Annotated in this window: 16 protein-coding genes and 1 pseudogene; 4 read left to right on the top strand and 13 right to left on the bottom strand. The window is 33.8% G+C overall.

The window, feature by feature from the left end; translation table 11 throughout:
- Positions 1 to 128 precede the first annotated feature (128 nt).
- Both GQR94_RS00525 and GQR94_RS22555 read left to right on the top strand, forming a co-directional pair.
- Positions 129 to 2,159 carry a hypothetical protein gene (locus GQR94_RS00525; protein WP_233268577.1) on the top strand — a complete coding sequence of 677 codons (2,031 nt, stop codon included), beginning with the start codon at positions 129 to 131 and terminating at the stop codon, positions 2,157 to 2,159.
- Between the two features lie 56 nt (positions 2,160 to 2,215).
- Positions 2,216 to 2,731 (top strand): T9SS type A sorting domain-containing protein, encoded by a 516-nt coding sequence (locus tag GQR94_RS22555; RefSeq protein WP_233268574.1) that lies wholly within the window; start codon positions 2,216 to 2,218, stop codon positions 2,729 to 2,731.
- Positions 2,732 to 2,999: 268 nt separating this feature from the next.
- Here GQR94_RS22555 and purL read toward each other — a convergent pair whose 3' ends face one another.
- Positions 3,000 to 6,656 carry a phosphoribosylformylglycinamidine synthase gene (purL, locus tag GQR94_RS00520; protein ID WP_158973495.1) on the bottom strand — a complete coding sequence of 1,219 codons (3,657 nt, stop codon included), beginning with the start codon at positions 6,654 to 6,656 and terminating at the stop codon, positions 3,000 to 3,002.
- 115 nt (positions 6,657 to 6,771) lie between these two features.
- Positions 6,772 to 7,998: an RsmB/NOP family class I SAM-dependent RNA methyltransferase gene (locus tag GQR94_RS00515; protein ID WP_158973494.1), complete on the bottom strand. Its 1,227-nt coding sequence runs from the start codon at positions 7,996 to 7,998 to the stop codon at positions 6,772 to 6,774.
- A 164-nt stretch (positions 7,999 to 8,162) separates the two neighbouring features.
- Between GQR94_RS00515 and GQR94_RS00510 the strand changes: the two genes are divergently transcribed.
- Positions 8,163 to 9,191 carry an oxidoreductase gene (locus GQR94_RS00510; protein WP_158973493.1) on the top strand — a complete coding sequence of 343 codons (1,029 nt, stop codon included), beginning with the start codon at positions 8,163 to 8,165 and terminating at the stop codon, positions 9,189 to 9,191.
- Positions 9,192 to 9,242: 51 nt separating this feature from the next.
- On the opposite strand, the gene GQR94_RS00505 is transcribed toward GQR94_RS00510, so the two are convergent.
- From GQR94_RS00505 to GQR94_RS00455, 11 genes and pseudogenes are all read right to left on the bottom strand, one after another.
- A complete protein-coding gene (locus tag GQR94_RS00505; protein WP_158973492.1) occupies positions 9,243 to 11,891 on the bottom strand; it encodes a TonB-dependent receptor in 2,649 nt (882 codons plus the stop codon).
- A gap of 332 nt (positions 11,892 to 12,223) precedes the next feature.
- Positions 12,224 to 12,673: a hypothetical protein gene (locus GQR94_RS00500; RefSeq protein WP_158973491.1), complete on the bottom strand. Its 450-nt coding sequence runs from the start codon at positions 12,671 to 12,673 to the stop codon at positions 12,224 to 12,226.
- Complete coding sequence (locus tag GQR94_RS00495; protein ID WP_158973490.1) at positions 12,666 to 13,172, bottom strand: hypothetical protein; 507 nt, start codon at positions 13,170 to 13,172, stop codon at positions 12,666 to 12,668. Before GQR94_RS00495 ends, GQR94_RS00500 begins: the two co-directional genes overlap by 8 nt.
- Before the next feature lie 33 nt (positions 13,173 to 13,205).
- Positions 13,206 to 13,748, bottom strand: coding sequence for an RNA polymerase sigma factor (locus GQR94_RS00490; protein WP_158973489.1), 543 nt, complete (start codon positions 13,746 to 13,748; stop codon positions 13,206 to 13,208).
- Positions 13,749 to 13,824: 76 nt separating this feature from the next.
- Complete coding sequence (locus tag GQR94_RS00485; protein ID WP_158973488.1) at positions 13,825 to 14,316, bottom strand: hypothetical protein; 492 nt, start codon at positions 14,314 to 14,316, stop codon at positions 13,825 to 13,827.
- Positions 14,317 to 14,337: 21 nt separating this feature from the next.
- On the bottom strand, positions 14,338 to 16,161 hold the full coding sequence (locus tag GQR94_RS00480; RefSeq protein ID WP_158973487.1) for an ABC transporter ATP-binding protein: 1,824 nt from the start codon (positions 16,159 to 16,161) through the stop codon (positions 14,338 to 14,340).
- A complete protein-coding gene (locus tag GQR94_RS00475) occupies positions 16,161 to 17,870 on the bottom strand; it encodes a phospho-sugar mutase (protein WP_158973486.1) in 1,710 nt (569 codons plus the stop codon). Before GQR94_RS00475 ends, GQR94_RS00480 begins: the two co-directional genes overlap by 1 nt.
- A gap of 30 nt (positions 17,871 to 17,900) precedes the next feature.
- On the bottom strand, positions 17,901 to 18,872 hold the full coding sequence (locus GQR94_RS00470; RefSeq protein ID WP_158973485.1) for a glycosyltransferase family 2 protein: 972 nt from the start codon (positions 18,870 to 18,872) through the stop codon (positions 17,901 to 17,903).
- 156 nt (positions 18,873 to 19,028) lie between these two features.
- A pseudogene (locus GQR94_RS00465) lies at positions 19,029 to 19,229 on the bottom strand (DUF4199 domain-containing protein); the annotation flags it as partial.
- A gap of 319 nt (positions 19,230 to 19,548) precedes the next feature.
- The gene (locus tag GQR94_RS00460) at positions 19,549 to 20,055 is read right to left on the bottom strand and encodes a DUF4199 domain-containing protein (RefSeq protein ID WP_158973483.1); all 507 of its coding nucleotides are present in this window, start codon (positions 20,053 to 20,055) and stop codon (positions 19,549 to 19,551) included.
- 34 nt (positions 20,056 to 20,089) lie between these two features.
- Positions 20,090 to 20,596, bottom strand: coding sequence for a DUF4199 domain-containing protein (locus GQR94_RS00455; RefSeq protein WP_158973482.1), 507 nt, complete (start codon positions 20,594 to 20,596; stop codon positions 20,090 to 20,092).
- Positions 20,597 to 20,762: 166 nt separating this feature from the next.
- Here GQR94_RS00455 and GQR94_RS00450 point away from each other — a divergent pair, with 166 nt between their 5' ends.
- Entirely contained in the window at positions 20,763 to 21,014 is a 252-nt protein-coding gene (locus GQR94_RS00450; RefSeq protein WP_158973481.1) for a type B 50S ribosomal protein L31, read from the top strand.
- Positions 21,015 to 21,096 lie beyond the last annotated feature (82 nt).

Here is a 21,096-nt window from a genome sequence, read left to right as displayed (position 1 = left end):
ATTAATTCTTTCTTTCATCTACAATATTCTGCAATTTAACTAGTTATAACTGTAAACTAACTAAATGTAGGAAAAATCTTTCCTAATTTTCGTATATTTGATTTATTCCATACTTAAAACCCGAATCGATGAAAAAACGCTACCCTAAGCTAAATCCTACCTATTTTATAATTTTAATGGTGCTCACTTTTAGTACTACGAAAGCACAAACACCATTTGAATGCGATTTTAATGCGTACCTATTTCAATATAATGATATTTATGCGGTTGATCTAGCTTCAGGCGGATCTTACATAGTAGCAGAAGATATAACTCCTGGCAGTATAAATGCAGCAGCATATAATTCTGCAGACGGATATATATGGGGTTATTTATCTTCTCCAGCGAAGTCAATTGTCCGTATTGGAAAAGATTTTTCACCCGAAATTTTTGAGATTCCAGAATTACCGGACACGAAAAATAAATATGTAGGAGATATTAGTATCGATGGTATTTATTATTTCAAAGCAGGTGGTACTTCCTATTATGCCATAGATTTAAATCCAACATCTGATACCTACCTTGAATATCTTGGTTCTTTTACTTTAAATAAAAATATTAGTATACATGATTGGGCCTTTAATGCAGTGGATAACAAATTATATGCGGTTGAAAAAGGGTCCAATATTTTGTATAGGATTTCTGTTGATACAGGAAATGTTGAAGAATTGGGTGTTGTGCCTATTCTTTCGGGATTCGATTATACGTATGGAGCGGTGTATTTTGATGTGGATGGTAATTTCTATATCTCAGCCAATCAAACTGGTTCTGTGTATAAAATAAACAATGTACAGGCGATATCAAATAGTACTATGGTTTCCAATATATTCGCTTTTGGCCCAGCGAGTGCAAGTAATGATGGTGCACGTTGTCCTACAGCACCTGTGCCGCAAGAAGATTGTATAAATGGCGTAGATGATGATGGTGATGGATTGGTAGATTGTGATGATCCTTCCTGTTCTGGAATAAGCTCTTGTCCGACAATTACCAGTACTTCAGGAGGTAATGACGGAGGCTTAGAAAGTAATGATCGCTTATCGAGTGTAATCAATAAAAGAAACTTTGATAGAGCAAATACAAATTATAAGTTTGATAAGGCTACAGCCAAAACAATTAAAAAAGGTTTTAATTATAAGCGAAAAGGTGGGTTTGTGAGTAAAAAAATTCCTTTAAAAGCTTTAGTTCCATTGGGTATTATTGGAGAAACCTCTACCATAGAATCTTCTCCGGCCGATTTGTTAGCATTGACAAATGCTTCAGATATATTTTCTGTAGATTATTTAAAAGATTCAGAAACGATTAGTGCTTTAATGGTTATAAAAACGGAAGACAATGTGTATGAACACAGCAAGTTTATTTGTGATCGTTTTCTTGGGGCGCAATTATTATCTGTTTCTACGATTCAATTGCGAGAAAAAGATTTTATTAAATCTATCATCAAACAAGCAGATGGAAGCATAGAATTTGCATTGACATTTTCTGCAAGAGTGAATGAAAATGATGAATTTATGATAGAATCTCATTGGAATATTGATGCTTATGAAAAGAATACAGCCTATTATAATTTTCAAATATGGTCTAATTCGGTTGATGATTTATTAAAATTAGGAGACGAAATATTAAACCTTTTAGAGGCGAATGGTGCAATTGCCGATTACAAGGGATCTACACCACCTCCAGTTTTTGTAAGAAGCGCTAGTTACACTAATGGTACTATAAACTTACAGCTTACCAACAATAATAATAGTACGTCTATTACTATGGATGGTGGAATGAAAAAGACGGAGACCAGTGGTACAGATAACTTAAACTTAGCGACGACTATTGCTTCAAGGGTAGAAAGTATTACCGTAGAGACAGGAGCTTTGTTTGATTTTGGATTTAGAATACAAAATGCACAAGGCGATACGCCAGATGATCTTTTTGTTGCAGATGCCCCTTGGGGTTTAGATGATTCTTCAGATAATACGACTATCGAAACATATGAAGTACTGCAAAACGAAGTTAATTATGCTTATACTGGCTATAGAATTGAACGTAACATTCATGCGAAAGGCACAACGGCAAACTATTTGGGTGTATACCGTGCATTTGACACCGCGCTTTCTTTCAGGCAGTAGATTTATCTGAATATCAAAAATTATCTTTTAATGCCTCAGGAACAGGAACTGTAGAAGTGAAAATTTTGAAAGGTGATGGCGCATTTTATACTACTGAAATTGAATTAAATGAAGAAGATAAAACGTTTGAAATTCGTGCTTCAGATTTTAAAAATGAAGCAAATAATTCGGCAGACTTTACAAGTCTAAAGGTGGTGTTGTTTAATATGCATTCCACAGACGGTAGTGTCCAAGAAAAAGAAATGACTATTTCAGAGATCGATTTTAATAATAGATCAGAAATAGAAGAGGAGGTCATTATAGAAGAAGAAACAACTACAAAAGCATTGGTATATCCTAATCCTTTAGAGGCTTCTACGAACTTGTATTATACATCAAATACAGATGACACCTATACTTTAGAATTATTTTCTTTAAACGGAATTTTATTGGGGAATCATACACAAGAAGGAACAAGTGTAGTAGGACAGAATGAAATTACGATACCGCGTAAGAATCTAAGTCCGGGAGTATATTTTTATAAATTAGCAAGTAGCAGTCAAATATGGAGTGGAAAAATTGTTGTTAAATAAGGAAGGATTGATTAATAATTGCTATGAATAGGAAGAGCCATCAGGCAACTTTTGGCTTTTCTTTTTAGTTTAAATACTCTTTTAATTTTAAATAAAATGTATTCTGAAATTTTTAAAAATGAACCCTTTATATATTCATAGTTTATGTTAACTGTTAAAAGAATAGCAGCCATAGATTAACAGAAAAAAGTGCCTAAATACTAACCCTATTTAAAAAACAGGCCGTCTAATTTATTTAGACGGCCTGTTGCATTTTATAAGTTTTTAATTACTGTTTTTCAATCCATTCTTTTGCATTTACAAAGGCTTGTAACCACGGGCTCACTTCATCTTTCCTGTGAGAAGGATAATGTGCCCAGTTCCAAGGGAATGTAGAGCGTTCTATATGCGGCATAGTCACTAAGTGTCTTCCTGTTTTATCACAAAGCATAGCGGTGTTAAAATCACTTCCGTTAGGATTTGCAGGATACCCTTCATGACCATATTTAGCTACAATTTCATAATTAGATTCTGAAAGAGGTAAGTTGAATTTACCTTCTCCATGAGAAATCCATACGCCTAGTTTTAAACCTTCTAAAGAAGAAAGCATTACAGAATTGTTTTTCTGAATTTCTACAGATGTAAAATTGCTTTCGTGTTTATGAGAATCGTTATGCGCCATTCTACCATGGGTATGATGTTCAGGATTAATCAAATCTAGCTCCATGAATAACTGACAGCCATTGCAAATACCTACAGATAAAGTATCTGGCCTTGCAAAGAAATTCTTTAAAGCCGTATTTGCTTTTTCATTGTATTTAAAAGCTCCAGCCCAACCTTTAGCGCTTCCTAACACATCTGAATTAGAGAAACCACCAACCGCTCCAATAAATTGAATTTCCTCCAGATTTTCACGTCCCGAAATTAAATCGGTCATATGCACATCCTTTACATCAAAACCAGCTAAATACATAGCATTAGCCATTTCGCGTTCAGAATTGCTTCCTTTTTCTCTTAAAATGGCGGCTTTTGGCCTTTTTCCTTCAATTTTAGGCAATTTGCCTTCATAGCCAATTGGGAAAACATACGCTAAAGCTTGATGCTTGTAATTGTCAAATCGATCTTTTGCTAAACCATTTGCAGTTTGCTTATTGTCTAATAAATAGGATGTTTTAAACCATGTATCCCTTAAAGAAACAATGTTTAATCCCATTTCCATGTTTCCATTTTTAATAGTCAAAGTACTTTCTTGGGTTACCGTTCCTATCTTTTTAAAGTCGATACCTGCAGCGGTTAATACCGTTTCAATAGCGTCGTTTTTAGCTTGAAATATAATTCCTGCATTCTCAGCAAAAAGTAACTTTATGGTATCTTCTTCACCTAAACTAGATAGGTCTAGTTTAGCTCCTAAATCTACATCAGCAAAACACAATTCTAAAAGTGTTGTAATTAATCCGCCTGAAGCAACATCATGACCTGCAGTAATTTGATCTTCTTTTATTAATGTTTGTAACGTATTAAAAACAGTTTTTACGTACTCAGCATCTGTAACCGTAGGCGCTTCATTACCTATTTTATTTAATACTTGAGAAAAAGAAGAACCTCCTAATTTATAGTTATCTTTAGATAGGTTGATATAGTAAATAGCGCCACCGTCTTTTTGTAAAACAGGTTCTACTACCTTCGTAATATCATTACAATTTCCGGCAGCAGAGATAATAACGGTGCCGGGAGATATAACATCTCCGTCCTTATATCTTTGTTTCATGGAAAGTGAATCTTTCCCAGTCGGTACATTAACCCCTAAAGCAATAGAAAAATCTGAAATAGCTTGTACCGCTTCGTATAAGCGCGCATCTTCACCTTCGTTTTTACAAGGCCACATCCAGTTTGCAGATAGTGAAACCGATGCTAACCCATCTTTTAATGGCGCCCAAATAAGGTTTGTAAGCGCTTCGGTAATACTATTTTTACTTCCTGCCGCAGGATCAATCAAGCCTGAAATAGGAGAGTGGCCAATAGAGGTAGCAATACCTTCTTTACCTTTGTAGTCTAAGGCCATTACACCACAGTTATTCAAAGGTAACTGTAAGGGGCCTGCGCATTGTTGTTTTGCTACTTTACCACCTACACAACGGTCTACCTTATTGGTAAGCCAATCTTTAGACCCTACGGCTTCTAGTTGTAATACATCGTCTAAATAGTCGTGAAAAAATTCTAATGAATACTGTGCGTTATCGTAATTTCTTGTAACCGTTTTATCGGTCATTACTGTTTTTGGAGAACTACCAAACATATCTTCCAAAGCTAAATCCATAGGTTTCTCACCTGTTGTTTTAGATTCAAAAGTAAAACGGTCATCTCCTGTAACATCACCCACTTCATACATTGGCGAACGTTCCCGTGCTGCGATGCGTGCTAGTAAGTCGATATCTTTTTTTCCGATAACTAATCCCATACGTTCTTGAGATTCGTTACCTATAATTTCTTTTGCTGATAAAGTAGGATCGCCAACCGGCAATTTGTCCAAATCTATTTTACCACCAGTTTCTTCTACTAATTCTGATAAGCAATTTAAATGTCCACCTGCACCATGATCGTGAATTGAAACAATGGTATTTACATCGCTTTCTACCATACCACGAACGGCATTGGCAGCACGTTTTTGCATTTCAGGATTAGAACGTTGTATGGCATTTAATTCTATGGATGAGCTAAATGCACCAGTGTCTGCACTAGAAACAGCTGCACCACCCATACCAATTCGGTAATTGTCGCCACCAAGGATGACAATTTTATCTCCAGTTTCTGGTTTGTCTTTTAGGGCTTGATTCGCTTTTCCATACCCAATACCGCCGGCTTGCATGATTACCTTATCATAGGCTAATCTTCGGTTATCTTCAGTATGTTCAAAGGTTAAAACAGAACCTGTAATTAAAGGTTGTCCAAATTTGTTACCAAAATCTGAAGCTCCATTAGAAGCTTTAATTAAAATATCCATTGGGGTTTGGTACAACCATTCACGTTCTGGCATTCCTTTTTCCCATGTTCTATTTTCTTCTAAACGAGAGTAGGCCGTCATATATACTGCAGTCCCAGCTAAAGGTAAAGACCCTTTTCCCCCAGCTAATCGATCTCTAATTTCTCCACCAGCACCAGTTGCAGCGCCATTAAAAGGCTCTACTGTGGTTGGAAAATTGTGAGTTTCTGCTTTTAATGAAATAACAGAATCAAAGTCCTTTTCTTCGTAGAAGTCGGGTTTATCTGCATTTTTTGGTGCAAATTGTACCACTTTAGGTCCTTTTACAAAAGCAACGTTGTCTTTATAAGCAGATACAATCGTTCCTGGATTTTCCAATGAGGTCTTTTTAATTAACTTAAAAAGAGAAGATGGCATTTCCTGACCGTCAATAACAAAAGTACCATTGAAAATTTTATGTCGGCAGTGTTCTGAGTTTACTTGACTAAACCCGAATACTTCAGAATCGGTTAGTTTGCGGCCTAGTTTTTTAGAAAGTGTATTTAAATAGCCCACCTCTTCCTCACTTAATGCTAAACCTTCTTTTTGGTTATATGCAGCAACATCTTCAATTTCAAGAACTGCTTCTGGTGAAATATCAATGGTGAAAATGGTCTGATTTAAACCCTTATATTTTTGTAAGAGCATTGGGTCAAAGGCGGTATCTGCTTCGTTTGAAGCAGAGAACTCTTCAATTCTAAGGATACCTTCGATACCCATATTCTGAGTTATCTCGGTAGCATTAGTGCTCCAAGGTGTGATCATCGCTGCCCGTGGGCCAACAAAAAAGGCGTCAAGAGACGCCGTATTTATTTTAGGTTGGTTGCCAAACAACCACGATAATTTTGAAATATTTTCTTCTGATAGTTCGTTTTTGGTTTGTACTGCAAAAACGTTACTGGTGACATCCCCGAAAAAGTGAATCATGTGCGGTCTAAATTGTTCGTTTTAAGAAAGCACAAATTTACATTTTTTTCGTTAATTTATTTTCAGGAATAGTTAACAGTTTTCAGATGAATTGTTGATTACTTTTTAATAGTGTTTATGCTGGTTTTTCAGCTATTTTTTCTAACAGTGCCATATAAAAGCCATCATACCCACTTTCTGAAGCGTAAATCTTGTTTTCTTTGATTAACCTAAAGTCTCTTCCTTCCTCAGAGGCTAAGAACGATTTTACTTGTTCATTGTTTTCTTGTGGCAGAATAGAGCAGGTAGCATATACCATTTTTCCTTCTGGTTTTAGCATTCTACTATAACTACGTAAAATTTCTTGCTGTGTTGCTTTTATTTTTTCTAAAAATTCTGGCTGTAGCTTCCACTTTGCATCTGGATTTCTACGCAAAACTCCTAAGCCTGTACATGGGGCATCAATCAGAATACGATCTGCCTTGCCATATAGTTTTTTTATTACTTTGGTAGAGTCTATAACTCTAGGTTCTATATTGAAAGCGCCATTACGTTTTGCTCTACGCTTTAATTCTTTAAGCTTGTTCTCATAGATGTCCATGGCAATTAATTGCCCTTTATTCTCCATTAAGGCAGCAATATGCAATGTTTTACCACCAGCACCAGCACAAGTATCGATTACTCGTTGCCCTGGTTTTACATCTAAAAATTCTGCAACTAACTGCGAAGAGGCATCTTGTACTTCAAACATTCCATTTTGGAAAGCATCCGTTCTAAATACATTACCACGCTCTGCTAATTTTAGCGCATCTGTATAGCCGTTTATAGGCTCACAATCTATACCGTTTTCTAATAAATTAGCTCTTAGAGCTTCTTTTGTTGTTTTTAAGGTATTGGCTCTTAAAATAACATCAGCTTGTTGGTTTAAGGCGTGAAGCTCTTTAGTCCAACGTTTTTCTCCTAAAGATTTTTCTCCTATTTCATCCATCCAATCAGGAACAGATTCTTTGAATTTTCTAATTTTGGAAAGCTCATCAAAACGCCCCTTAATCTTACGAGTAGGCACTGTTTCTATCTGCTTCCAATCTGGGAGCTCTATACCTCTTAATACAGCCCAAACAGCAAACACTCTAAACAGATTAGGTCTACTAAAAGGTGCTTTAACTTCTGCAATTTCTATATATAATCGTTTGTAACGTACAATTTCATACGTGGTTTCTGCAATAAAACCTCTATCGCGAGCACCCCAACGTTTATCAAACTTTAATACTTTCTGAACTACTTTATCAGCATATTCCTCTTCATTGAAAATGAGGTTTAAGGCATCAACAACAGCAAATACCAAATTTCTATGTAGCTTCATTTATTTAAATCTTTTTGTTTTAACTAAAAATTAAGGCTGCAAAGGTATTGTATTAGAACCGATTCCCTTTAATTTTGATTAAAATTATCGTTACCAGAGTCTAGATTAGATATTAATCGAAAAAAAGAACCATTACCTCTTGGTTTTTATAAAATTTGAGTGTTATGAAATACGTATTTTTTGTTTTATTGTTTATGGTGTTGGCGTCTTGTAATCAAGAGGTTACGTCTAATCAGTTTTCTTCGGTCACTGTTGAAACTATTTATGAGGATTCTTTGAGTATTAGAGCCATAGAAATCATAGATCATACCCTTGCTTTTTCTGCAAACAAGGGATTTGTCGGAACGGTAGATTTAAACTCAGGGAAAGTATTTGGTACTAATATTCAATATGATTCTATTCGTCCCGAATTTAGAAGTATAGCACACACTTCTACAGATGTTTTTGTGCTCTCTGCAGGAAACCCTGCCTTGTTATATAAAACAGGAGATAATGGCAAGTTTGAATTGGTATATAAAGAAGAGGATGAAAATGTTTTTTATGATTCGATGACTTTTTGGAATGATAAAGAAGGAATAGCTATTGGCGATAGTATGGAGGGTTGTCTCTCAATTATTGTAACCCGTGATGGGGGATTAACATGGAAAAAGCAGGAATGTTCAGTTTTGCCTAAAGGAATAAAAGAAGAGGGCGCTTTTGCTGCTAGTAATACAAGTATAAAAGTGATTGGTACCAAAACATGGGTGGCAACTACAAGCGGGCGCATTTTTTATTCGGACGACAAAGCTAAAACTTGGCAGTTTATAGAAACACCTGTAATTAATAAAGAGGCCACTGAGGGTATCTATTCTCTTGATTTTTATAATGAAAAAATAGGTTTTGCAATTGGTGGAGATTATACGAAACCCGAGGAAACAATAAAGAATAAAGCTTTGACTATCGATGGTGGCACTACATGGTCGCTCGTTGCTGATGGGGCTGAACCAGGATATAAGAGTTGTGTGCAGTTTGTTCCTAATTCAGGGGGTAAAGGTTTAGTTGCTATAGGTTTTACAGGAATAAGTTATTCTAGTGATTTGGGAGCTACTTGGAAGAAATTATCTGATGAGGGCTTTTTTACGCTTCGTTTTAAAAATGATTCTGTAGCCTATGCTGCGGGAAAAGGAAGAGTATCTGAATTAGTTTTTAACTAAAAAAAAACCGCTTTGAGTTACAAAGCGGTCTATCAATTTTAGTTTAATTCTTTAAAATGTATACCTAGCAGTAAGTTGATAGTTTCTTGTTTCACCAGGTAATGCTCCAGCAAACATTGCTTTTATATAATACCTTGTATTAAAAAGGTTATCGACATTCAGTCTTAAATCCCAGTGTTTACCAATTCCGTAACCTAAAGCAGTATCGAAAAGTACATAACTATCTACATGAGCATCAGTTAAACTATACCCATCAATTGTTCTTTTACTTTCATAACTTACTCCAAAATTAAAACTTAATGGATTTTTTTCTTTTCCTAATAAGTGCTTGTATTGACTCCAAATACGAGCATATGTTTTTGGCACACCTTTAGTTTGTTCTGTTGTAACATCTTCTCCTTCCAATGTTTTTGGATCCTGAAAAGTTGCATTAGCATTGAATGATAAGAAATTTGTAAACGAATAATTTACATCTAGTTCAATTCCTTTAGTTCTGTTTTCTTGATCATAAAAATATTGAGTAACATCTACATTATAACTGCTAGAATCAGGATCATCATCATAATCATCATTTGTATATTGTAGGTTTGTTGTTGCAGTCTGGAAAAACACTAAAGAGGCCAATAGGTTGTTGTCAGTGCTTTTATAACGTACACCAAAATCAATAGACGCTGATTCGGAATCAGGACGATCATCGCCATCTAATGATTCCGTAACACTATAGACTGTTCTGCCTACAGCGTAATTTCCGTATACAGATAATTGATCCATAGCTCTATAGTTTAAACCTAGATTGTATGCAAAACCAGAATCATCAAAATCAATAAGTTGTCCGTCATCATATAAATTTTGATATTCTTGTTGCGTGCCTAAGTAAGCACCTCCTAGGCGAGCAGTAAATTTATCATAGTAAATAACTTCTTGGAACCCAACACCGTAACCTTGTACTGTTTTTTCATACTGAGACCTTAAAATAGGATCGTAATCCCATATATTTCCAGAATCCCAGTTAGGGTCTCTAATATCAAGAATATAAGGTACAGGTGTAGTTGCTCTACTATCATCGGCATCCCAAGTAGAATATTGACCATAGTCAATAGTTCTATTTTCGTAATTTATACTTAATAAATGTTCACCACTTACTGCATTATCTGCTCCCCAAGTTTTTTGAAAATCACCAAAATATTGAATCATTTTTTCTTGAGCATCAACAATTCTATATTCTTGACGTCTTGCAGCGTACGGATAAATTATATCGTTTAAAATTAATGGAGAACGAGCACCGTCATGAATTAAACCACTATTTTGATAATAAGAATAATTTAGAGCACCAGTTTGTCTAACGTAATCAGAATTGTATTTTCTATATAGAAATTGATTTGTAATATTCAATGTCTCTGATGGTTGCCAGTTATGACGGAGTTTTATTCTAAATTCAGCTCCTTGATTTGGTGTAGCTAAAGGAGATACTAATGTAGCGTCACCTATATCAAAAGGTTCATACCCATCCGTAGTTAATAATGAGTTTGCTAAAACTTGTCTTTGCTCATCTGTTAGTTGTATACCTGCAAATTCACCATCACTATCTAGTGCAGTGTCATTTACTAAGTTTTCCCAATCATAACCACCATTATTAGGGTCACCTAATAGATCTGTAGTTATTAAGCGAACAGGGTTACCTGTAGCATCTATTTGAATAGCATCTTTTATGTACGCACTTGATAATGTAAATTGATGTTTAGCTGTTTTATAACTTAAAGCGCCATAAGTCTCATATCTTTCCGTAGATACAGCTCTATAGCCATTTTCGCGTTCACTAGCGCTTACAAAACGATAGCTTATTTTATCAGAAAGAGGGCCAGTTAAATCTACCATAGCGCTATAATGATTCCATTGACCAATCCGTGTTTCAATGATATATTGCTCAAAATCTAAGGGCTTTTTCTCAATTAAATTTATAACACCACCTGCAGCTCCCATACCGTAAAGACCTGCTGAAGGACCTTTTAAAACTTCTATTTTTTCAATATTTGTTTGTGAACGAACGGGGTTAAATGTGTTTCCTAAACTACCACCGCCATACATTCCGTCATACGCGTAGTTAGCATCTAAGCCTCTAATAATTAAATTGTCTCCAATACCATAGTTATTACCAGCTTGTGTAACGCCACTTATGTTTCTTATGCTTTCTTGTATAGTACTATTTGCTTGTTGTGTTAATAATTCACCACTAACAACTACGACAGGTGCTGGTGTGTTCATTAAACTAATATTAGACTTAGTGGCTGTTTTAGAGGTTAAGATAATATGTTCCTTATCATAATGACCTTTGACAACAACTTCATTTAATTCTTCAGAAGTTTCTATCAATGTAAGTTTTAACACTAAAGGTTTTTGAGCTGTTAATGTTATATTTTTTTCTATTTTTTTATGTGTTAAGGATGAGGTAATGACCGTGTAGTCTCCAATAGGAACATAAAAGCTAAAATGGCCATCAGGATCAGTAGATGTACCATAGGTTGTATTTTTCAACATTACAGAAATACTAGATAAAGCAACTCCATCTTGAGATGTAATAGTACCTTTTATTTCATTTTTTTGATTTCCATTTTGTGCTGTCAATACTTGTGATTGAATTAATAGGGTAATAAAACAGACGAGTTTTGAAATTGTTAAAAATATTGTTTTTCCAATTTTCATATTAGATTCTTTTTGTTGCTTTAAAAAAGCTTTTTTAGATGTAAATAATTAATTTTATTTCCCTTTTTTTTATTCTTTGAAATTAAAATCGGGGGCAAATATATCACTTCATTTTTATTTAGACTTATTAAAAATAATATTTTTTGACAAAAAAATCTCTTAATTTTTTAAGAGATATGATGGCATGTATGAAGTGCTTAAAACAAGAATGTTAACGAATTTTATATTTAAATTTTAATATGTTTTGTATCGTGGATTATGAATGTGTAAAATTGTTAAGTTAACTTTTAGTCAAAAAAAATCCGTTAAGTTAGAACTTAACGGATTTTGAATTATTTATCGCCTTTATGCTTATCTCTATATTGTTTGATCAATTTTCGTTTAAAGTCGCCTTCAGAGCGAATTAAAAGTAAGGTCTTCTTAGCGGAGATTACTTTGGTTATCTTTCTAAGGTAGGTTTGTTCTAGCTCTTCCTCTTCTTTTTCATACTGAAGATATTTGTCTAATAGTTTTGCAGAATCACTTTCTGATAGTTTTTCAGACTCGTCAAATTTCTTTCTAATTTCGTCGTGACCTTTGATGTGTAGTTCTTCTCTTTTTGATTGGTATTCATTATAAATAGGCCAAAAAGTCTGAGCTTCTTTACTTGAAAGGTTTAAGCGTTCTGTTATAAAAGCAATTTTTAGCGTTTTTATTTTATCCCAATCTTTTTGTTGACCAAAAGAAAGCGAACACGCAAACATAAGTAGTATTAAGGGGATTATTTTTTTTAATTTATTCATTGTTGTCAAGATTAAATTCGTCAAAGTCATCAATATTATTTTCTAAATAGTCCATCACATTTTCATTGCTCAAATGGTTGTCTATAACATCGTAAATTTCTAATTCGCCTACAGGAATAACCTCTGCAATATCATAACTACTTAAGCTAGATTCATTACTGTCAAAATAGCTTTCGATATCTGCGTCTGCTAAATCATCAAAACTTAATTCCGGAGTTTTATTTAAGTTTAAACCAATGGCGATAGTAACCGCTGCTGCTATTGATGCTGCAGCGTAATAATATTTTTTGTAAGATTTTAAAGTGATAACTTTAGGTTCTTTAACGTCTAGTCTATCCTCTAATTCTTTATTAAATTTCTCAAAATAGCCTTCAGGCACTTTAAAACCTTCATTATTAGATGTAATAGTTTCTTCCTCAGGTAAATTATCGAATAATTTAGCTGTGAAGTTATCAAAATAACCTTCTGGAACCTTGAAACTATTTTCTGTTTTTTTCATTGCTATAGTTTGACTATCAATTTATTAAAAGGTTTAATCTTCTTTTAAAAATGCTTCTATTTTTTTTGATGCTAAGTGGTAGGATGCTTTTAATGCCCCTACCGATGTTTCAAGAATCTCTGACATTTCTTCATATTTCATTTCTTGATAATATTTCATATTGAAAACTAACTTCTGTTTTTCTGGTAATGTTGCAATTGCTTTTTGTAATGCTAATTCAATATAATCACCTTCAAAATAAACATCAGATTCTAAATTGGCAATCATTTTTTCTTGAATTTCAGAACTACCAATATTTAGTTTTTTGCTTTTCGAATTCAAAAATGAAAGTGCTTCATTCGTTGCTATGCGATACATCCAAGAATACAGCTTGCTTTCTCCCTTAAATCCTTTAATGTTTTTAAACACTTTTATAAAGGTGTTTTGTAAAACATCATCAGTATCATCGTGATTTAAAACAATACGCCTAATATGCCAATAGAGTTTTTCTTTATAAGTATTCACCAACAATTCAAAAGCCCGTTTTTGCGTGGCCTCTGTTTGTAATTGTTCTACTAAGAGTGCTTCTTCTATCAAATTTTAATTCCTTAGACGTTAATAGGACTCTAAATTTATAAAAAGGTTTAATGGAGAAGAGTTTATTTTTGAAAAATTATAAAGATTGATTATTTCTAATTATCTCTATTCTAGGTTTTAACCTCCTTTTTTCATTATAAAAATGTGTGCAAAATTCTTTTTTAAATTTTAAGATATCATTGTTTAAGTCTATGAAATCTTCAATTTTTTTGTCACTAATATTATGTATGATATTTTGGTTTTGACCATTCTTGTAATAAAACGACTTGTATTCTTTTGTATTATCGGGATTTTCAAGAACTAGTGCATGAACGATTTCATTTCGTTTAATTCTTATTTGATCTAATCGGTGAAGTAATTCAATGTAAATTTCTTTTTTTTCTATTTTGGATTTTCTGAATTTCTTTTTCATATCAGAAATTTTCTGCCCAGTTCTAGAGTTTGCAAAAAATTCCATTTTATCTTCTGTAAGCCCTAATTGATAACTTATGTCAGATATAATAAATTCGACTTCAACAAAATTCACTACAATTTCACCAATTTTCTGTGTAATGCTTTCTGAATTCATTCTGTAACCATATTATTAATTCTACCCCAAGGATTGCATCGTCACTAACTTTTTATAGGTTCCGTCTTTGGCGATAAGTTCGGCGTGTGATCCTTGCTCTACGATTTCTCCTTTTAGTAATACGACAATAGTATCTGCGTTTTGTATGGTAGATAAGCGGTGTGCAATAACAATAGAAGTACGATTGCGCATCATTTTCTCTAACGCATCTTGAACCAAACGTTCGCTTTCTGTATCTAAAGCAGAGGTGGCTTCATCTAGAATCATGATGGGCGGATTTTTTAATACAGCTCGTGCAATAGATAAACGTTGTTTCTGCCCGCCACTTAATTTATTTCCGCTATCTCCAATGTTGGTATCATAGCCTTTTGGTAAATCCATAATGAAGTCGTGTGCGTTTGCAATTTTTGCGGCCTCCATAATTTCTTTATCTGTAGCATTCTCTTTTCCTAAGCTAATGTTATTTCTAACCGTTTCATTAAAGAGTATAGAATCCTGTGTCACTAAACCTAAAAGTCCGCGTAAGGATCCTTTGGTATAGTCTTTAATATCAATTCCATCAATAGTAATACGGCCTTCGTTAACATCGTAAAAACGAGTAACGAGATTAGCAATGGTACTTTTTCCACTCCCTGACTGCCCTACAAGGGCTACAGTAGACCCTTTAGGAACGTTTAGACTGAAGTTTTTAAGTACGTATTCATCATCATACTTAAAGCTAATATTTTGTATTGCCACGCCAGTATCAAAGGAGCCTTTTTCCACGGCATTGTCTTTTTCTGTAATCGGATTTTCTGTTTCTAAAATTTCAAGAATACGTTCTGCAGCAGCATCCCCTTTTTTAACTCCGTAAATTGCTTTACTGATGGCTTTAGCTGGTGTTAACACCCCATAAGCTAAACTCATATAGGTAATGAATGAAGGTGCGTCTAATGTCTTATCAACTAAAACCATTTTCCCTCCAAACCATAATAAAACACCAATAGTTAAGATTCCTAGAAATTCTCCTGTGGGTGACGCTAAGTTTTGTCGGTTTAATAATTTATTTGAGAAATTGTAAAAACGTGTGGTAGATGCAGAGAATGTTTTGTAAAAACGGGATTCTGAATTGAAAGCTTTAATAACTCGCAAGCCACCAAGAGTTTCTTCAACAACAGATAAAAATTCTCCTTGTTCGCGTTGTACATCGTCAGATTGTTTTTTTAGGGACTTTCCTATCAAAGAAATAACATAACCAGAAAGCGGAATAAAAATAAAAACAAATAAGGTTAGTTGAGTACTTATTATAAACATTACCGTAATAGTGAAAATTATGGTTAAAGGCTCACGAACAATCAACTCTAAAACAGATAAGAATGAATGTTGAATTTCTAAGACATCAGAGGTAATCCGAGCAATAACATCTCCTTTTCTCTTTTCTGAGTAAAATGAAATAGGAAGCTCCGTAATTTTTTTATACATCGCATTACGAACATCTTTTAAAACGCCATTTCTTAAAAATGTAATGAAATACATGGCAAAATAATTTGCCAAATTTTTTAATAGAAATAATACAATTACAAGGCTAATCACTAATACTAAGGCTTTCATTTCATCCTCTGCAGCATATTGAGTTACTTGATAATTCATGTAATTCATGTAATAATCTTTCAAGTTGCTGATTCCTGTGTATACTGGAAGAACTGTTACTGCTTCATTTTTATCAAATAAAACATTAAGCATTGGCATCAGCGCGGCAAAAGATAGCGCGCTGAACAATGCATATAATATGTTGAAAAATATATTTAGATAACCGTAAGTACGGTAAGGCTTCGCATAGCGAAGAATCTTTTTGTAATTCTCCATTAATTCAATTTAAGTTCACTCAGAATACGAGTGACTTTAGCTTCTAATTGGGCGTTAACTTCTTTAAAATCAGAAGCTTTTTCTAAGTTTGTGTTGATGCTAAAATAGAATTTAATTTTAGGTTCTGTTCCACTAGGTCTAGCAGCCATTTTGGTACCGTCTTCTGTAGTATAGATTAACACGTTAGATTTTGGAATATCAATGGTTGAAACTTTGCCTGTCTTAAGGTTTTTAGAGGTTGATGTATTGTAGTCATCCACAATAATAACCTTTGAACCATCAATAGCCAATACAGGGTTTTCTTTAAAATCAATCATCATTTGTTTGATTTCCTCTGCGCCTTGCATTCCTTTTTTGGTTAAAGAGATTAGTTTTTCTTTATAAAAACCATAAGCTACATAACAATCAATCAAATCTTTATAGAAAGAGCTGCCATTGGCTTTTGCGTTTGCAGCAATCTCACAAGCTAATAGGGTAGAGGTAACGGCATCTTTGTCACGAACAAAATCGCCCACCATATACCCGAAACTCTCTTCACCTCCACCGATAAAATTTTGGTTCGGGAAATCTTTAATCATTTTGCCTATCCACTTAAATCCAGTTAAAGCAGTTTTGTATTCTACGCCATAGGCAGTAGCCATAGCTTCCATCATAGGAGTAGAAACAATAGTAGAAGCAACAAATTCATTGCCTTTAAAACCATCTTGTTTTGCTTTTTCTAAAAGAAATTTGGTCATTAAAACCATGGCTTGGTTTCCGTTTAGGATCTCCATTTCACCATCAAGGTTACGCACTGCAATTCCTAGTCTATCACTATCAGGATCTGTACCTACAACCATATCTGCTCCAATAGCCTCGGCTTTTTTAATCGCCATAGAAAGCGCTTCTGGTTCTTCTGGGTTTGGAGATTTTACGGTTGGAAAATCACCATCGGGCTTTGCTTGTTCCTCAATAATTGTTACATTTTTATAACCAGCACGTTTTAAAACTTCAGGAATAGCGGTAATTGAAGTACCGTGTAAAGAAGTAAAAACTATTTTAAAATCGTCTTTACCTTTGGCGTTAAAACTACCTTTTGCAACAGATTCGGAGATAAATGCTTCATCTACTTCTTTATCTATTAACTCTATTAAGTCTGGATTGGCCTTGAAATTAATATCCTCAAAAGAAAGCGAATTAATTTCAGCTACGATTTTTCCGTCTTGTGGTGGTACAATTTGTCCGCCATCTGTCCAATATACTTTGTAACCGTTGTATTCAGGAGGGTTGTGAGAGGCAGTAAGTACAATACCAGCGTGGCAATTTAAATGCCTAACCGCAAAAGATAACTCTGGAGTAGTTCTTAATTCTGAGAATAAGAAAACTTTAATGCCGTTAGCAGAAAATACTTCGGCCACTGTTTTTGCTAAAGTGTCACTATTATGTCTACAGTCAAAAGCAATAACTACTTTCAGCTCTTCGCCTTTATAAACTTCGTTTAGGTAATTGCTTAGTCCTTGTGTACTTTTCCCTAAAGTATATTTATTTATTCTATTGGTTCCAGCACCCATTACACCGCGCATACCTCCAGTACCAAATTCCATGTTTTTATAGAATCTATCTTTTAGTTCTTCGGTGTTATTGTCTATTAAGTCTTGAACCTCTTTTTTTGTGTCAGCATCAAAGAAATCGGTTAACCAGGTTTTGGCAGTATTTAGTATGTTGTCCATAAAAGTATAGCTTTAGGTTGTGTCGTAAATTTATTTAGAATATTCGTTTAAAATTGTTTTATTTAATTCTTCTGCTATGGTATAGCGTGTTTCATTTGTTTTTGATCGTACCATTATTTCACCTAAAAAACCAGCTAAGAATAATTGTGTGCCAATAATCATAGCGGTTAATGAAATGAAAAATTGTGGTCGATCTGTAATCAATCGTCCTGTTTTATGGATAAATAATTTATCAATACCCAAATATAAGGCAAAAGCAAATCCTACAAAAAACATTAATACACCTAATGCGCCAAATAAATGCATAGGACGTTTTCCGAATTTGGAAACAAACCAGATGGTAATTAAGTCTAGAAAGCCGTTGATGAAGCGTTCCATGCCAAATTTTGTTTTCCCGTATTTACGGGCTTGATGTTGTACTACTTTTTCTCCAATATTAGAAAAGCCTGCATTTTTTGCTAGTACAGGGATATAGCGGTGCATTTCTCCTGAAACCTCAATATTTTTTACCACTTTACTATTGAAAGCTTTAAGTCCGCAATTAAAATCGTGAAGTTTTACCCCTGACGTTTTACGAGCAGCCCAATTAAAAAGCTTAGAGGGCATGTTTTTACTTAAAACGGAATCATACCTTTTTTTCTTCCATCCAGAAACAAGATCAAACCCTTCTGTTTTGATGGCATCATATAATTTTGGAATTTCATCAGGGTTGTCTTGTAAGTCTGCATCCATGGTAATAATAACCTCACCTGCTGCTGCTTTAAAACCAGCATGCAATGCTTGTGATTTCCCATAATTACGTAAAAAACGGATGCCTTGTACTGCGGGATTAGTGACAGATAAAGCGGTGATTTCTTTCCAAGAAGTATCGGTGCTTCCGTCGTCGATAAAAATAATCTCGTACGAAAAATTATTGCTTTCCATGACAGAAACAATCCAATTGTGTAATTCTTTTAAAGATTCTTCTTCATTAAGAAGAGGTATAATAATAGATAAATTCATGCAATACTTCTGAAAATCTTTTCAAAAGTACGGATTAATATAAATTTTCAGTCTTTTTTAATATCAGACCTGCAATTAATGCCGTAAAAAATCCAACGATAAGGTTCATTACAAAAATAGCAGGGTACATAATCCAAGTGAATTTGCTTTGCATTTCTAAAGCATTTCTAAAGCATTTTCAAGGTCTTTTGAAGACATTGATGGATTGCTTTCTAACATTGTTGTTTTAGTGATCTGTGCAGTGTGTTCCCAAAAGTCAGGGACTATGACCGTCGTAAGTAAGTAGTTGAAAAGCATAACAATAATACTGGCAACTACTGCTGTTATTGCTCCTATTGCCAAGGCTTGTCCCAAAGATAAATAACCATCCTTGCTTTTTTAAAATTGTAGATAGCAAGAACTACAATGACAATAAATATTGAGGTTTGAAAGATGGGTTTCAGAGGAGTGGGGTCATAAAGTAAATCGCCAGCCATAAGCATTAGCGTAAAAATGATACCTATAAGGACTTCTAGAGTACCATAAATTTATCCGAATTTTCCTGTGGTCGATTTGTTTGATTCCATTTCGTCTCGTTTTAAGTGGTTCTACTAATCAGTGTTACTTTAAAGAGAAATGTTAGAATTTATGCAGCTATTTTTAAGTTCATTCTAAATATTAAAAACAGTAGCACTGTTTACTTAGTTTTTAAGACAATACCACTAAGAAGTGAAACTACAAAGCCAATACATAGGTTGAAAAGTAAAATGACAGGATATCTAATCCAAGACATTTTGCGTTTCATTTCAATATTGTCATTTACTTGTTCAGGAGTTATTGTTGGGTTTTGTTCTAAGAGCAAAATTCGATCATAGACTTCCGTTTTATCCCAGAAATCAGAAAGGATAAAATTAGTGAGGAGGTAGGTAAATAATATAGTTACGAGCGCAGAAACCAGTGCCGTGATCACGCCAACACCTATTGCTTGTTCTGTAGTTAAAGAATTATTTTTCTTTTTAAAAATGTAAATACTTAGGATAATGGGAGTAATTAATACAAGAAGTCCAATTAAGGATATTTCTACAGATTGATTATAAAGCATATTTAAGGAAATCAACACCGCTGTAAAAATCATCCCTATAACTCCAGTTATGATGCCATATTTAGTTCCGAATTTTAAAACTTCAATTTGATGTGGTTTCATGCGATCCTGTATAAAAGTGGGTGATTTTTTTGATTTAGCGGTTTCTAACTATGGTTCCTACAATAAATGAAACTAAGATGCCAAGTAAGGAAAACTTAAGAATGCTACTGATAATGCTAAAAATAGAACTCGTTGCCTGGATACGGTCACCTTCGCTCATCATTTTTTCTACATCACCACTTTTTCCATATAAATTAGCCCATTCTAAAGCTGTTTTTCTTTGGAATTCAGGATCTATGTATAGGTCGTATAAATAAGATTGAATAGCGTATAAACCACCAACAATAACCATAAACATAACACCAACAATTAAGGCTTCTTTTAAATTAATACTGTTATTTTGACTTTTCTTATACTTTTTTATGGTATAAATGATAGCTAAAACTTCAAAAACAAATGCAATTAAAAAAGTGGAGTAATACACTTTACTATTAGCATCAGCTAATTTCGGAATTAAATCGAAGATAATTCTTCCGGCCCCGAATATTAGGGCTATTGGTAAAACTATTTTTTTAATTGCACTAGAATTATCTGCTTCCAAAATTTAATTATTTTTGACTTTAATAGCGCAAAAATAGGCTTTAATTTTTGGGAAAGAATGACCAAGAATATTTTTTATTGAATTTTTACTGATTAATAATTGTAAGTTTAAGAAAAAAACATAAATTTGCAATCTCTAAAAATAGAAGTTATTAAGTTTTTTAAAAATGAAAAAAGATATACACCCACAGAATTATAGATTAGTTGCTTTTAAAGACATGTCTAATGAGGATGTTTTTATTACTAAATCTACTGCAGATACGAAAGAGACGTTAGAATTTGAAGGTGTAGAGTATCCTTTAATTAAATTGGAAATTTCAAGAACATCTCACCCTTTTTACACAGGTAAGGCTAAATTGGTTGATACTGCAGGACGTATTGATAAGTTTAAGAACAAATACAAGAAGTTCGAAAAATAATATTTTTGCTAATTTTAGCAATAAAGTCACGTTCCGTTAAACAACGGAACGTGACTTTTTTTATTTTTACCAAAAAAATACT

The sequence above is a fragment of the Cellulophaga sp. L1A9 genome, assembly GCF_009797025.1.
Lineage (GTDB): Bacteria > Bacteroidota > Bacteroidia > Flavobacteriales > Flavobacteriaceae > Cellulophaga.
The sequence above is the reverse complement of the archived record's forward strand: the minus strand, read 5'-3'. Positions and strand labels throughout refer to the sequence as shown.